The 13,901-nt window shown below is 60.5% G+C and carries 12 protein-coding genes; 1 reads left to right on the top strand and 11 read right to left on the bottom strand.

What is annotated here, in order from left to right; all coding sequences use genetic code 11:
• Window positions 1-49 precede the first annotated feature (49 nt).
• From fabF to Asbog_RS04540, 11 genes are all read right to left on the bottom strand, one after another.
• On the bottom strand, window positions 50-1,333 hold the full coding sequence (gene fabF / locus Asbog_RS04590; protein ID WP_023978089.1) for a beta-ketoacyl-ACP synthase II: 1,284 nt from the start codon (window positions 1,331-1,333) through the stop codon (window positions 50-52).
• 147 nt (window positions 1,334-1,480) lie between these two features.
• Window positions 1,481-1,720: an acyl carrier protein gene (locus Asbog_RS04585; protein ID WP_023978090.1), complete on the bottom strand. Its 240-nt coding sequence runs from the start codon at window positions 1,718-1,720 to the stop codon at window positions 1,481-1,483.
• Between the two features lie 241 nt (window positions 1,721-1,961).
• Window positions 1,962-2,702 carry a 3-oxoacyl-[acyl-carrier-protein] reductase gene (gene fabG, locus Asbog_RS04580; protein WP_062165708.1) on the bottom strand — a complete coding sequence of 247 codons (741 nt, stop codon included), beginning with the start codon at window positions 2,700-2,702 and terminating at the stop codon, window positions 1,962-1,964.
• A 19-nt stretch (window positions 2,703-2,721) separates the two neighbouring features.
• The gene (fabD, locus tag Asbog_RS04575; RefSeq protein WP_062164244.1) at window positions 2,722-3,693 is read right to left on the bottom strand and encodes an ACP S-malonyltransferase; all 972 of its coding nucleotides are present in this window, start codon (window positions 3,691-3,693) and stop codon (window positions 2,722-2,724) included.
• 116 nt (window positions 3,694-3,809) lie between these two features.
• A complete protein-coding gene (locus Asbog_RS04570; RefSeq protein WP_062164243.1) occupies window positions 3,810-4,712 on the bottom strand; it encodes a hypothetical protein in 903 nt (300 codons plus the stop codon).
• Window positions 4,709-5,593, bottom strand: a complete 885-nt coding sequence (locus tag Asbog_RS04565; protein WP_031240308.1) for a class I SAM-dependent methyltransferase — start codon at window positions 5,591-5,593, stop codon at window positions 4,709-4,711. The genes Asbog_RS04570 and Asbog_RS04565 overlap by 4 nt, the downstream gene beginning before the upstream one ends.
• A gap of 200 nt (window positions 5,594-5,793) precedes the next feature.
• Window positions 5,794-6,513 (bottom strand): glycine betaine ABC transporter substrate-binding protein, encoded by a 720-nt coding sequence (locus Asbog_RS04560; protein WP_023978094.1) that lies wholly within the window; start codon window positions 6,511-6,513, stop codon window positions 5,794-5,796.
• Window positions 6,514-6,705: 192 nt separating this feature from the next.
• Window positions 6,706-8,607: a sensor histidine kinase gene (locus Asbog_RS04555; RefSeq protein ID WP_062164242.1), complete on the bottom strand. Its 1,902-nt coding sequence runs from the start codon at window positions 8,605-8,607 to the stop codon at window positions 6,706-6,708.
• A 176-nt stretch (window positions 8,608-8,783) separates the two neighbouring features.
• Entirely contained in the window at window positions 8,784-10,883 is a 2,100-nt protein-coding gene (locus tag Asbog_RS04550; RefSeq protein WP_062164241.1) for a M13 family metallopeptidase, read from the bottom strand.
• Between the two features lie 83 nt (window positions 10,884-10,966).
• On the bottom strand, window positions 10,967-11,602 hold the full coding sequence (locus Asbog_RS04545) for a Dabb family protein (RefSeq protein ID WP_023978097.1): 636 nt from the start codon (window positions 11,600-11,602) through the stop codon (window positions 10,967-10,969).
• A 98-nt stretch (window positions 11,603-11,700) separates the two neighbouring features.
• On the bottom strand, window positions 11,701-12,525 hold the full coding sequence (locus Asbog_RS04540; RefSeq protein ID WP_062164240.1) for an acyl-ACP desaturase: 825 nt from the start codon (window positions 12,523-12,525) through the stop codon (window positions 11,701-11,703).
• A 127-nt stretch (window positions 12,526-12,652) separates the two neighbouring features.
• On the opposite strand from Asbog_RS04540, the gene bioB reads away from it, so the two are divergent.
• Complete coding sequence (gene bioB / locus Asbog_RS04535) at window positions 12,653-13,690, top strand: biotin synthase BioB (RefSeq protein WP_083510944.1); 1,038 nt, start codon at window positions 12,653-12,655, stop codon at window positions 13,688-13,690.
• Window positions 13,691-13,901 lie beyond the last annotated feature (211 nt).

Here is a 13,901-nt window from a genome sequence, read left to right as displayed (position 1 = left end):
GGAGCAATGATACGGGTCTGGCACCACTCAAAGGGTCAGAGCCGTGAAATTAGACGCCCTTGACGATCAGGCTGGCATTGGTCCCGCCAAAGCCGAAGCTGTTGGACAGGGCAATGTTGATCTTGCGCTGCTGGGCCTCGTGCGCCACGCGGTCAATGACGCTCTCACGCGCGGGGTTGTCGAGGTTCAGCGTCGGGGGGGCTACGTTGTCACGTATGGCAAGCATGGAGAACATGGCCTCTACCGAGCCGGCAGCGCCGAGCAGATGCCCGGTAGCGGATTTGGTGGAGGACATCGCAACATGCTTTGCGTCATCGCCGAACATGCGCTCAACCGCATCAAGCTCGAGGTCATCGGCCATGGTCGATGTTCCGTGGGCGTTGACGTAGTCGATATCGGCCGGGGTAATCCCCGCAGAACGCAGCGCAGCCTTCATGGCACGGAAAGCGCCTTCATGCCCTTCCGCCGGTGCCGTGATGTGATGGGCATCGCCGGACAGGCCGTAGCCGATGATCTCACCGTAGATCTTGGCGCCGCGTGCCTTGGCGTGCTCGTATTCCTCGAGCACGACAATGCCCGAGCCCTCGCCCATGACAAAACCGTCACGGTCACGATCCCAGGGGCGCGATGCCTTTTCGGGCGTATCGTTGAACCCGGTGGAGAGCGCACGGGCAGAAGAGAACCCGGCAATACCGAGCGGGCAGACGGCGGCCTCGGCGCCACCGGCAATCATCACATCGGCATCACCCAGCATGATGAGACGTGTGGCATCGCCAATGGCATGCACACCGGTCGCACAGGCGGTGACGGCCGAGTGGTTCGGGCCCTTGAAGCCATAACGAATCGAGACATGGCCCGAGATCAGATTGATCAGCGCCGAGGGGATGAAGAAGGGCGACAGGCGACGGGCCTTGCCGCTCGCAACGGTCAGGGAGGCGTCATAGATGGTCTGCAGACCACCGATGCCCGAGCCGATCATCACGCCCGTGGCGCAGCGATCTTCCTCGGTTTCCGGCTTCCAGCCTGAATCCTCAACAGCCTGAATGGCAGCCGCCATGCCAAGATGGATGAAGCGATCCATCTTTTTCTGGTCCTTCGTCGGGACCCAGTCGGAGAGCGTCAGACCGCCTTCTGCCGTCGGGCCCTCGGGCACTTCGCCAGCCACATGGGCGGGAAGATCGCTTGGGTCGAAGCAGGTGATACGGCCAATGCCGGTCTGTCCGGCGATAAGACGCTGCCAGGTCTGTTCCACGCCCACTGCCAGAGGCGTAACGAGCCCCATACCGGTGACGACAACGCGTCTTTCTTTCATTGCCGACAGGTTTGCCATCATGGGCGGACGAAGCTCCAGTCATAAACGCCAGCTCCCGGCGGCTGCCAAGGGGGAGCGGCTGTCAATCTCGTCGTATGTCCCGGCTCCGCACAGATCGGGAGCCGGAGAAGATCATTGCATCGGGCATTGCGGCCCGATGCAGCCAGATCAGGCGGCCTTCTGCTTTTCGATGTAGTCGATGGCGTCCTTGACGGTCGCAATCTTCTCGGCTGCATCTTCCGGGATCTCAACGCTGAAAGCTTCTTCAAACGCCATGACCAGCTCAACCGTGTCGAGGCTGTCAGCGCCGAGGTCGTCGATGAAGGAAGCGTCAGGGGTTACCTTGCTCTCTTCAACGCCGAGATGCTCAACAACGATTTTCTTAACCTTATCGGCGATTTCGCTCATCTGTTCTGGCTTCCTGTGTGCCCGGCAATTCGGGCGGTTCGAAACTGTTTACCATCCGTCTGGTTACCCAGTCGGTCCCCGTCTTTACTCCAGAGACGGCATGATCTGCCAGTACTCCGGATCGCGGACCGAAGATCGGGCCCCGGCGGGCCGAGACGCCCACGCTTCGGACGAAGCAGCGGGCGCTTAGCATGGTTTACCCTCGCACGCCAAGCTTTGCGTGCGAGCAGGGCCGATGCCCTTATGGCATCGCCATGCCACCGTTGACATTCATGGTCATGCCGGTCACCCAGCCGGCCTCTTCCGAAGCCAGATACACAGCGGCAGCCGCAATGTCTTCCGGCTTGCCCATACGACCGAGTGGGATCGAGCCGAGCAGCTTGTCGCGCTGTGCCTCAGGCAGAACCGCCGTCATGGCTGTCTCGACAAAGCCCGGTGCAATGACGTTGACCGTGACCCCGCGCGAGCCGGCCTCCTGCGCGAGTGACTTGGTCATGCCGATCATACCTGCCTTGGCAGCCGAGTAATTAGCCTGACCGCCATTACCGGTCACACCGACGATGGAGGCGATGTTGATGATGCGACCCGCGCGCCGGCGGAGCATCCCCTTCAGCGCAGCACGGCACAGACGGAACGGAGATTCGAGATCGACCGTCAGCACCTGCGACCAGTCCTCGTCCTTCATGCGAATGATCAGGCCATCGCGCGTCAGACCGGCATTGTTGACCAGAATATCGAGCGGCTTGCCGAGCAGCTCTTCCGCCTTGCCCACCAGGGCATCGGCCTCGGCACCGACGGAGAGGTTGGCCGCACAAACGTGCACCCGCTCCCCGAGGCTGGCGGCGACCTCGGCCAGTGCCGCCTCACGCGTGCCGGACAGCACGACTTCGGCGCCCTGCGCGTGAAGCGCGCGGGCGATAGCGGCGCCAAGGCCGCCAGAAGCACCGGTGATGAGGGCCGTTTTGCCTTCAAGACTGAACATCGTTTTCTTCTCCACGCTTTCAGAGGTCACGCAGCAGCGCCTCGATTTCTTCAGGGGTTCCGGCATTACGGGCCGTCATGTCAGGAGCAATGCGCCGTACCAGACCGGTCAGCACCTTGCCTGCGCCCAGCTCGACCTGCGAGGTGACGCCCATAGCCGCCATGGCCAGGACACTTTCACGCCACCGCACCGAGCCCGTCACCTGCTGCACCAGCAGGGAAGCAACGCGCGACGCATCGGTATTCTTTGCCGCCGTAACGTTGGTGATGACAGGAATGACCGGGGTCGCAATCTCAGCGCGTTCCAGAGCCTCGGCCATGCGTTCGGCCGCCGGCCCCATGAGGGATGAATGGAACGGCGCGGAAACGGGCAGCATCACGGCGCGCTTCACCCCCTTGGCCTTGGCCACTGCAATGGCGCGCTCGACCGCAGAAAGCCGGCCAGACACAACAATCTGGCCACCGCCATTGTCATTAGCAAGTTCGATTGTCTCGTGACGATCGGCCTCACCCTCAACCATCAGACGCGCCGCCTCGGCACAGATCTCCTGCGCCAGTTCAGCCTCGACGCCGAGCAGGGCAGCCATGCCACCCTCGCCTGCTGGCACGGCTTCCTGCATGGCCAGTCCACGCAGGCGCAACAGTGTTGCAGTCTGGGCAATACCCAGCGCACCTGCGGCGGCAAGGGCGGAATACTCACCCAGCGAATGACCAGCCACGACGGTCGCCTTGTCTGCGAGCCTGAAGCCACCCTCACTTTCAAGCACCCGCACCGTAGCCATAGAGACGGCCATCAATGCTGGCTGCGCATTCTCGGTGCGGGTCAGGTCGGCAGCTTCGCCGGTGAAGATCAGTTTGGACAGATGCTCACCAAGCGCATCGTCAACTTCCTGAAAAACCTCTCTCGCCGCCGGAAAAGCCTCGTAGAGGCCCTGTCCCATCCCGATGGACTGGCTGCCCTGACCGGGAAACACGAACGCATGAACTGACATGACCGTACCTTCATTCACGCCTTGGCACCTGCGCCGCGGCCCTCCTGCCCCGGCACAAGGACCAGGGACTATTCTGACCCGCGTGATGGCGGAGGCAACGGCTTCCTGTCAAATCGTTACTTTGCTGTGAGGTCGCCACGCAGGGCGAAAGGAAGGGTCATCACGACCCGACTGAGCGGTCTGGTTGCGCTGAACGCAGCATCCTTCCCGAAGTCCTGAGGGCGAAAGACATAGGGATAGGGCGTACTGCCCTGATTATCGACCAGCAGCCGCTCCACACCGCCCTCCCGCACAATGAAACGGCTACCGGGCGCGACATCGACACCCAGCCTGTGCGTATCTGGCAGCAACAGGGCCACAAGAAATCCACCTTCATCCTCGACACAGCCATCAAGCTGCGCCAGCCACTTCAAAGCCTGCCGCCGGGTGAAATGCTGCCTGTCCGCAGGCGTCACCGTGAAGAAGAAGCCGACATTCAGACGCTCACCGGGCTTGAGCCGTGCGTAGATTGCCGGATCGGCCTCCCAGAGTGCTGCCTCATGAGGCACGACGATTTCATCATCCGTGCCAAGCGGCGGACCGGGGAACAGGTGAATGACCCGCTCTCCCAGCTTCATCATCATACCCGTTGTCCGTGCGGCTCGGTCTCCGGGCTGGAGCACAGCCTGCAGATGGAGCGTCAACCCTGCACGATCCGCCTCAGGGAAGGAGTTGAACCGACGGAAAATGCGTTCCAGGCGCCGGTATCGTTGTGACAGGGGCACCATGCCTTGCGCCGTGACCCTGATCGTCTCGACCGATTGCCCAATCGCCTCACGCCCTTCGCCGGGCGTCAGGGGCGTCATGTCCGATGCTGGCAGAGCGCCACCATCAGTAGCCCTCTGCCCGAGACAGGCATCTGGCGTCAAAAGACACAAGGCCGCTGCAATGACGGGCCACAAAGCCGCCCGACCGGCTGTGCCGGCAACGGCCCGACGCAGAATGACGCGTAGCAGATACGACGGGTAATCAACGTTCATGGCGCTCTGTTCTTTTGCAAGACGATGAACACCTGCGGTACCCGCGCCGGATCGTCAAGAAACTCGATGATGCGGAACAGATGTCCCCATTTCTGGATGATGTAGGCGCGCGGGATGATCGCCTCACCATAATGGGCCGCCGGATGAGGACGCCTGACTGGCGATGCGTGAAGAAACCGGCCAGCGTCGTAACGCGCGTGAGCCCGTGCCTCATCCGTGAAGCTGTCGGCGCAGGCCTCATGCCAGCCATGCTCCAACCTGATGCCAGATGCCCGCTTGAGGCGTTGTTCCGCACAGAAATCGATAAATCGGCGGCTTTGCGTGGTGATGATCGCAAGGCCGCCCGGCGCCAGGAGACGATGGAACTCGGCAATCCACTGCCCGGCCAGATACTCATCGAGGTGTGAAAAGACCGAGAAAGAAACGATCAGATCAAAATAGCCGTCGATAAACGGGACAGGCGGGGCCATGCCGCAGCTCATGAAATTAAGCGCCGGATTGCAGCGGCGCGCCTCCATCAGGAACCGCGTTGTCGAGTCAATTCCATAAAGATTTTCAGGGCGTATATCCTTCATGAACAGGCGCAGGATACGCCCCCAGCCGCACCCGAAATCCAGCACCTTCATTCCGGCTGACAGGGGCCGGTCAGTGAAATGACCAAAAGCCTTGATCTCACGAAAGAACATATAGGCCTCATGCAAAGAGACCTCTCCCGAATGACCATGAATTTCCCGCTGCAAGGCTTCTGCAGGAAAAGCCGGCATACGGACATGATCGATCTCCGGCATATGGATCGACGCAACGAGTAATTTCAGCCAGTCCTCATCGCTGCACAACCTGAATCGCTCATGGAGTTCAGCTGCATCTGGATAAGAGGACATAGTTTACTGCGCCTGTATTGTTCGCAGACAGTCCTATAATAGATGAATGCCTAAGGGCAAATCGCTCAATTTATTACTCAAACAGAAACAGTACACCCGATATTCAGGTTCTGATCGTCTTGAGTTATCACGCCTTCACGGGGCAGGTCACCATACCCCGTGACAAGAGCCGACAATCGGCGCGCGGCGCCGAACTGTCTCTAGCGTGCGACGAGACGACCGCGCTGCCACGCCTCGGCAGCTTCTTCCGGGTCCATGCCATCGATCTGAATGGCGTAATCGAGCGCACTCATGACCTTGTTGCCCAATGTCATTTCAGACAACTCGTCGAGCATGTCCTGATCGGCACAGGCCGCCACGGCCTCACGCACCAGCAAAGACGCCTCCATTTCCTCGGACAGGCGCGGATCCTGCACAGGTTGAAATGCTTCGTGATTGAAAAGCGCGTGGGGCTGAGCCAGGAAAACCAGAACCCGACGTCCCTCCTCATGCGCCGTGTGTACGAAAGCGTGGAGCCCTGCATCATCGCAAATCTCTACCGACACGCCGTCAAGGCCGGGCGTCTGGGCCAACAGCGCGTTCATGCGTTCGGCGTCCGAGCGGCCCGCCACCACAAGGTCAACATCCTGAGCGTTGAGAGCCGCGATCGGGGAAAGGCCGTTGAAGCTCGCCCAGCAGTAATACGGGCGATAGAGCGTTCCCAGAACGCGCATCCCGTGTTGCAGCAGCGCAGCGTCGCGCGGCAACCAAGCCGAAACCAGAAGATCGATCGCCCCTTCCTCCAGCATGGACGGAAGTTCGCGCTCGTCGGCGTCCACGAAATCAACCTCCACCTCATGCGCATCGAGCACGCGAGCAACCGCGCTGGCGCAACCAGCATGGAGCGCGGTACCCAGATAGCCGAGGGAGATCGTGGTCATGAGAAGTCCTTTTGGCCGCACGTTACGACCGGGAAGAGGTTGAGGCATCAGGCCTGTGTTCGATCACTTCATACCATGAATGGCAAGAGCCGGGCGCCGCTTTGCTGAAATGATCGGCGCGATCGGTCAGACCGTATAGGGAACTGGCATGTGCACCGCTCAAGCAGAACATGCCCCCTCTGCGACGATGGATCAGTTCTCCTGCGCCTGACGCAGCGGCACTGAAAATTCAGCATCACAGCCCGTCGGTAGATAGCGCAAGGTCGTACGTCCCTGATGACCAAAACCGGCCTGCAACAAGCGTGACCCGAAACCCGAGGTTGAAGGAGGCGTGACAGAGGGCCCCCCTTCTTCCTGCCAATGCAGGGTCAGGGTGTCACGACCCGACTCATGCGTGATGTGCCACACAAGACTGACTTTTCCACCCTCGACGCTGAGCGCGCCGTATTTGGCGGCATTCGTCCCGAGTTCATGCAGCATGAGACCGAGTGTGGTGGCCGTATTGGGGCCGATCGACACTGTATCGCCAGCAAGATGAAAGCGGTCGATCGGGGCGATGCGTGAGAGCACTTCCCGGGCCAACAAGGCAAGATCGCCACGCTGCCACGATTGCCGCATGAGCAGATCATGCGCAGAACCGAGGGCAACCAGCCTTTTCTCGAAAGCCTTCACCGCTGCCCTGTTTTCGACACCACGCAAACTCTGGTTGGCGAGCGCCTGAACCAGAGCGAGCGTATTCTTGAGTCGATGCGCCAGTTCCTGATGGAGGGTAAGCTGATGGGCTCTGGCCTCAAGCGACGCCGCAGCTGCCTGCGCACGGTCAGATACAGCACGCATGAAAGCAAGCTCCTGATCCGACCAGTCACGCGGTGTGCAGCTTTGCACGAACAGGCAATGCGTCATTCTGCCCTGTGCCATGATCGGCATGAGCAACTGGGCCCGGACCTGATCGCTCTCGCCGCAATGGGGCATGATGCAGGGTATCCAGACATTCTCGCGAGCATCGCGCACCGCCAGCAACAAACCCTGGTCGAGCACGCCAAGGGCTGCCGGAAAGGCATCGTGACGGTAGCGACCGCTGGCGCTCGGCACAGAGGCGGTGTGCCAGTCCTGCGGCACACTGAAAAATCCTCCCTCGCCCGGCTCCACGACGGCACATCCGGCGCGATCCGTACCCAGAGCGTCACCCAGCGCACTCGCCGCGGCAAGATAAGCGTCGTCCGGCGTGTCTACCTTTCGCAGGGCATCACCCAGCATGACCATCGCAGCCAGTCGGTTGGTCGCGATACGATCGCGCGTGATATCCTCAATTGTGCCGATCAGACGCCAGGGTTTACCGCGATCATCTGCTTCTATCTCGGCGCGTCGTCTGACCCAGCTCTGCGTGTGATCGGTCAGGTTCCTGACAGCGTAATCGGTCTCCGGCAAGACGACCTCATCACTGGCCCCTTCCCCGAAATGAAGCATATCCGTATCGGGGACGGGCATGCATTGTGCGAACACCTCCAGCGGGCACTGCGTGCCTGTCGGAACGCCCGTCATACGCAGCAACTCCGCCGAAAGCGTGATCATGTTGCTGCCGTGGCGTATCTCGAACGTGCCGATCCCCGGCATATCTTCGATGGAAGGAAGCCGCCCCGGCATACGGGTGACCGGGAGACGGCTGATGCCCGAGGGCCGCGCCTCACCCGTGGCACCTTCATCTACCCCTGGGGCGGGACGCCCCAGAACCTGAACAATCTGCCTGACAAGCGCATCCAGCCCCTCCCGAAAGGAGGTCGCCTCGGTGTCCAGCAGGTGACGTGTGAGGAAACACAGGACACCCTCGCCCTGCCCGTCGGGCAACAGGAACGGGAGGGCAATCTGGAACGCATAGTGCCAGGGTGCGCGCGCCAGCTCAGCCAGGGGGGACAGGACCTCCTGCGTGAAGCTGCGCTGAGGCGGATCGCGAGCGTCGAGCATCAAGGGTAGCGCCCCGTAGGTTGTCCCGATGACATGCCCGCCGTTTTCGGGCAGGGCGATATAAGCCGCTGGTGCACGGGCTACGGCGGCGGCCACCGTAAGCAAATCGTGCAAATCGTGCTGGCGCCTCATGAGACGCCAGACTTCCGGATTGTGAACGGATTGGTCGTCTCTTCTGTCGGAGACTGTTCCCTCGCCGCTCGCATGACAAACATTATGCCTGCTTCACCTTTCAGGAACGGCACGCTCGCCATCGCATCGCACAGATACGGTGACAAGCCTGCCGGTTAACGATGATGATTCAATAATCACCATATTTTAACGCGATCCTCCGGCGCGAGATAGAGCTTGTCGCCCTTCTTCACGCCAAAGGCATCATACCAGGCATCGATGTTGTGCATGGGCAGATTGACGCGCGCTTCAGGCGCCGAGTGAGGATCGGTAACGGCGCGATTGCGGATCGAGTCAGGGCGGAGCTTCTGGCGCCATACCTGTGCCCAACCAAGGAACACGCGCTGATCACCGGTCAGGCCATGCACCACCGGTGCGGGCTTGCCATGCAGCGACGCGTGGTAGGCGTCGAGCGCCAGGGTGAGACCGCCGAGATCGGCAATGTTCTCGCCCATCGTCAGCTTGCCGTTCAGATGTACGCCCGGAAGTACTTCAAACGCGTCATACTGCTTGCCAAAACGATCGGCCAGCGCCTGGAAGCGCTTGACGTCATCAGGGGTCCACCACTGGTGCAAACGGCCATGCTCGTCGTACTGACGCCCTTCATCGTCGAAGGAATGGGTCATTTCGTGACCGATTACCCCGCCGATAGCGCCATAATTGACCGCCGCATCTCCCTTGGGATCAAAGAAGGGCGGCTGCAGGATGGCTGCCGGAAAGACGATCTCGACCTGGTTTGGATCGTTATAGGCATTCACCGTCTGCGGCGTCATGAACCACTCGTTGCGGTCCACCTTCTTGTCGAGATGACCAAGGTTGTATTGCCACTCGAAGGCCACCGCACGTGCGCCGTTACCATACAGGTCGCCCGGCTTGACCGTCAGACCGGCATAGTTGCGCCACGTGTTCGGATAACCGACCTGAATTTCGAAATTCTGCAGCTTGCGCCCTGCCGCTTCACGCGTCGCAGGGGCCATCCAGGCATTATGTGCCAAACGGTTTGCAAAGGCGTTTTTCACGTCATGAGTGAGTTCGGTGATACGTGCCTTGGCAGCCGGCGGGAAGTACCGGTCGACATAGACCTTGCCGATCGCCCAGCCCATGGCGTCTTCCGTATGCTCCACGGCCTGCTTCCAGCGAGCCGGAAGCTGCGGCGACCCTTCGAGTTCGTGATCATAGAAATCGAACGATGACTGCACGAAGTCGTGGCTCAGATAAGGCGAGGCATTGACCGCAAGATGGAAGGCAAGCCAGGCCCGCAATGTGCCATAATCAGCCCCGGCAAGGGTTTTGGCCATACCGGCCAGGGCAGTCGGCTCGCCAATGATGATGCGGCGCGCACCAAGCTTGTCCCCCGGAATACCGGCACCCGTCAGGAAGGCTGTCCAGTCGACACCCGGCGCTTTCTTTGCCAGTTCGTCGACAGTCATCGGGTTATACACCTTGACCGGATCACGCAGTTCGGTACGCGACCATTCCGACTGCGCGAGCGTGGTTTCGAGCGCGACGATCTTCGCGGCCGTCTGCTCGGCATCCTGCCATGAAATCATGCCAAGGGTTTTGGCAATATAGGCCTGATAAGCCTTCTTCTTCGCGGCAAAATCCGGCTTCAGATAATAATCCCGGTCCGGCAGACCAAGATGCCCCTGATGCAATGACAATGCATATTGCTCGGGATTGTTGTCGTCAGCGTTGATCATCAGACCGAACGGTGAATACTGGAAGTTGGAAGCTGCCTGACCAAACAGTCGGGCCAGGCTCGACGGGTCCTTCACAGCCTGGATGGTGGCAAGATCAGCCTTGAGCGGCTCCGCCCCCAGCTTGTCTGCCTTGGCCGTGTCAAGGAAGGTCGCGTAAAACGCCCCCAGCTTTTCCTCGGTCGTCTTCGGCTCGGCAGCGGGATGCTTGCCTGCATCGGTCAGGATCGATTGCACACGCTCATGCGCTGTCTCGGTCAGGATGACAAACGGACCAAAGGACGAGCGATCGGCCGGTATCACGACATTCTTCAGATAGGTGCCGTTGGCATACTGAAAGAAATTATCCCCGGGACGAACGGCCTTGTCCATACCGGACATGTTGAAGCCCCAGCTCGGGTCATAGGGCTTCACCGACGCGTCGGCCTTTGCAGGAGCGGCACCGGCCGCATGTGCCGCAGGGAGGACCTGATGAGTCAGGGCGATGACACTGACAGCTCCGAGCCAGAGCGAGGTGGTACGTTTGAATTTTCCGGTCACAAGCCATCACTTTCAGCAGGTTAAACACCATCCCGCCCATTTCTGGCGCGGGACACATCATGCAACGTTATGACAGATTTTGTTTAACGGCGAGTCCGTGTGTTTGCCTTGCGCGAAGTTGGTTCCAGGGTCGCAGAAGCCAGCACGTTGAAGTCGAAAACCACCACCTTTTCGAGTGACGGACCCGCAAATTCCTTGAAAGCCTCATGAGCAGGATCAAACCACGCCGGATCCATCACGACAGGCTTGCCAACATAGTAATTGCGATCGCCTTCTGAAGCGAAAGTCACGATGAAGGCCTGCTGCAAACCTGCATCCACGCCTTCGCCGCTGTTTTGCACACCCATCTCGATCGACCGCACAGGGTGAGACCCGTCGGGACGGCGTGAATCCTGCACAAGCCTCAAGAAACGCGAGGTGATTTCAGCGCGCATGGCATTGGTGGTCCCCGGCTTGTAGCGGAACATCACGACGTGCCGCAAAAGCCCCGGCCGCCAGCTGGACGCCGTGAACTGGGGGAGACCCACCTGAGCCGCGAGCTGACGGGCGGCAATCGTGCCATCATCAGCGACCGGGGGCAGACTCACCGGACCTGACGACGCGATCGGCAGGGAATAGGGATCAGCCATTGCCGATGTCACACAGAAGCTGGCGGCCACGGGGAGGAGCGCAGTGAGTGCTGCCCCCATAAGGCGAAGGCGTGTGAAAGTGAGCGACAAGGGTAGCCCTCCAATTGAGTCGGTTCCGTTCGTCTGACATTAGACCACGAAACCCGCTCGGGAGGGCTTAATTCTCAGTAGGAGAGAAAACGCTTTCGTTACGAGGCTGCGATAGCCTTGCGGAAGCGCTTCGCCTTGAACTGGATCAGCTGATACATCGCCTTGGCAATCAGCACCTGCACTTTCGAGTGCGGCGTGAAGCCGATGGTCTTGAAGATCATGCTGGTCACACGATTGATGTGCTTGGGCTGATAATAGCCCATCGCCCGCGCCATGTACGCCGCGATACATTTCTTGTGATCATAGGGCGTGTTGGCAGGCATGTTGGTGGTGTAATAGGCGGTCGCGAGCTCGTCATCCTCGCTTTCCGTCACACGCCCCAGCGCAATCTTTGTCCGCTGCCACACGCTGAGCTTCTCGCGCTTGAGATAACGGTGCATGTGGTCATAGAACAGCTTGAAATGACGGTATTCGTCAGCCGCAATCTGCTTGCAGATGGCCTTGAGTACCGGTTCATCCGTTGCATCTGCCATAGCAGTGTAGAATGACGAGGTGCCGGTTTCGACCATGCAGCGCGCGATGAGCTCGCCCGTGCGCGACCCGCGGATCGACGCGTCGACATCCTGCTCGATATGATAGGTCGCCCGGTAACGCTCGAACGCCTTCATATAGTCCCAGCTCGGATCGGCCAGCATGGCCCATTTGCCCAGCGCATCCCCATGCTGGACTTCCTCGACCGCCCAGTTATCCGCTGCCTGCCGGAAATCAGGGTCACCGACAAAGACATTCCCGAGGTACACGGCGTAATCGAGCCCGTTTCGCTCGACCACCGCCGCAGCCTTGATGACCGGAATCAGATCCGGGTCCACGCGGGATGCATCAAAGGCATCCCAGTCCATCTGATCGATGCGCCAATGTTTCATGACGCCTAGATGACATGTCCCGGCCATTTTGGGTAGAGTTCTCGCGCAGGCGCGTGACAAGCGCCCCCTTGCTGTGGCATCGCTGCCTGAGCTTTTCCTTTTCAAATGTTTTGGAGCCATGCCCCGCATGTCCCTCGATACCCTGACACGCGACCCGGTCCTCCCTCGTGAAATACGCGCCCACGGGCACGACATCCAGGCCGGCTGGAAACCCGAGATCAGGCATGACTGGACTCGCGATGAAGTTGCGGCACTGATCGACCTGCCCTTCCCCGAACTGATCTTCCGCGCCCAGATGGCCCATCGTGCCTATTTCGATCCCACCCGCGTGCAGATCTCGACGCTCCTCTCCATCAAGACAGGTGGCTGCCCCGAGGATTGCGCCTATTGTCCCCAGAGCGCCCTGCACGAGAAGAGCGTGAAGGCCGAGCGCCTCATGGCCGTCGAGAAAGTGCTGACTGAAGCCCGGGCCGCCAAGGCTGCCGGTGCCGGACGTTTCTGCATGGGGGCAGCCTGGCGCTCCCCCAAGGAGCGTGACCTCGACACCGTGTGCGCCATGATCGAAGGCGTGAAGTCACTCGGGCTCGAAACCTGCGTGACCTTGGGCATGCTCGATGGCGAGCAGTCGCGCCGCCTGAAAGAGGCCGGCCTCGACTACTACAACCACAACCTCGACACCTCGCCCGAATATTACGACAAGATCATCACCACACGCACCTATCAGGACCGCCTCGACACACTCTCGAACGTGCGCGATGCCGGTATCAATGTCTGCTGCGGCGGTATCGTCGGCATGGGTGAGGATGAGAGCGACCGCGCAGGACTGATCGCGACTCTTGCCTCCCTGCCCCAACACCCTGAAAGCGTGCCGATCAATCTGCTCGTACGCGTCGAGGGCACGCCGCTCGCCGAAGCCGAGGCCGTCGACCCCATCACCTTCGCCCGCGTCGTGGCCGCTGCACGCATCACCATGCCTGCCAGCCATGTACGCCTTGCCGCAGGCCGCGAACTGATGAGCGACGAAGCGCATGCCCTGGTCTTCCTCGCCGGCGCCAACTCGATCTTCTGCGGCGACAAGCTGCTGACTACCCCCAACCCCGCCGAGCATCGCGACCGCAAGCTTCTGGCGAGCCTCGGCATGAAGCCCATGACCGAAGGGCACTGAACCGGTCTGGTTAGGTACGGCTTGGAGGGGCCGGTTCCTGCAAGGGGACCGGCCTTTTCTGTAAGCGACAGCGCCGGGGCTCTGCCCCGCTCCCCGGAAAGGGGCGTGGGCCCCTTTCATCCCAGATGTTTTTGCAGAGCTTCAACGGGAACTGACCTGTCGAAATTGATATGAGCGCGATGGCCTGCGGCGCTGCTCTGTGAGTGTCAAG

This window comes from Asaia bogorensis NBRC 16594, from assembly GCF_001547995.1.
GTDB classification, from domain to species: domain Bacteria; phylum Pseudomonadota; class Alphaproteobacteria; order Acetobacterales; family Acetobacteraceae; genus Asaia; species Asaia bogorensis.
The sequence above is the reverse complement of the archived record's forward strand: the minus strand, read 5'-3'. Positions and strand labels throughout refer to the sequence as shown.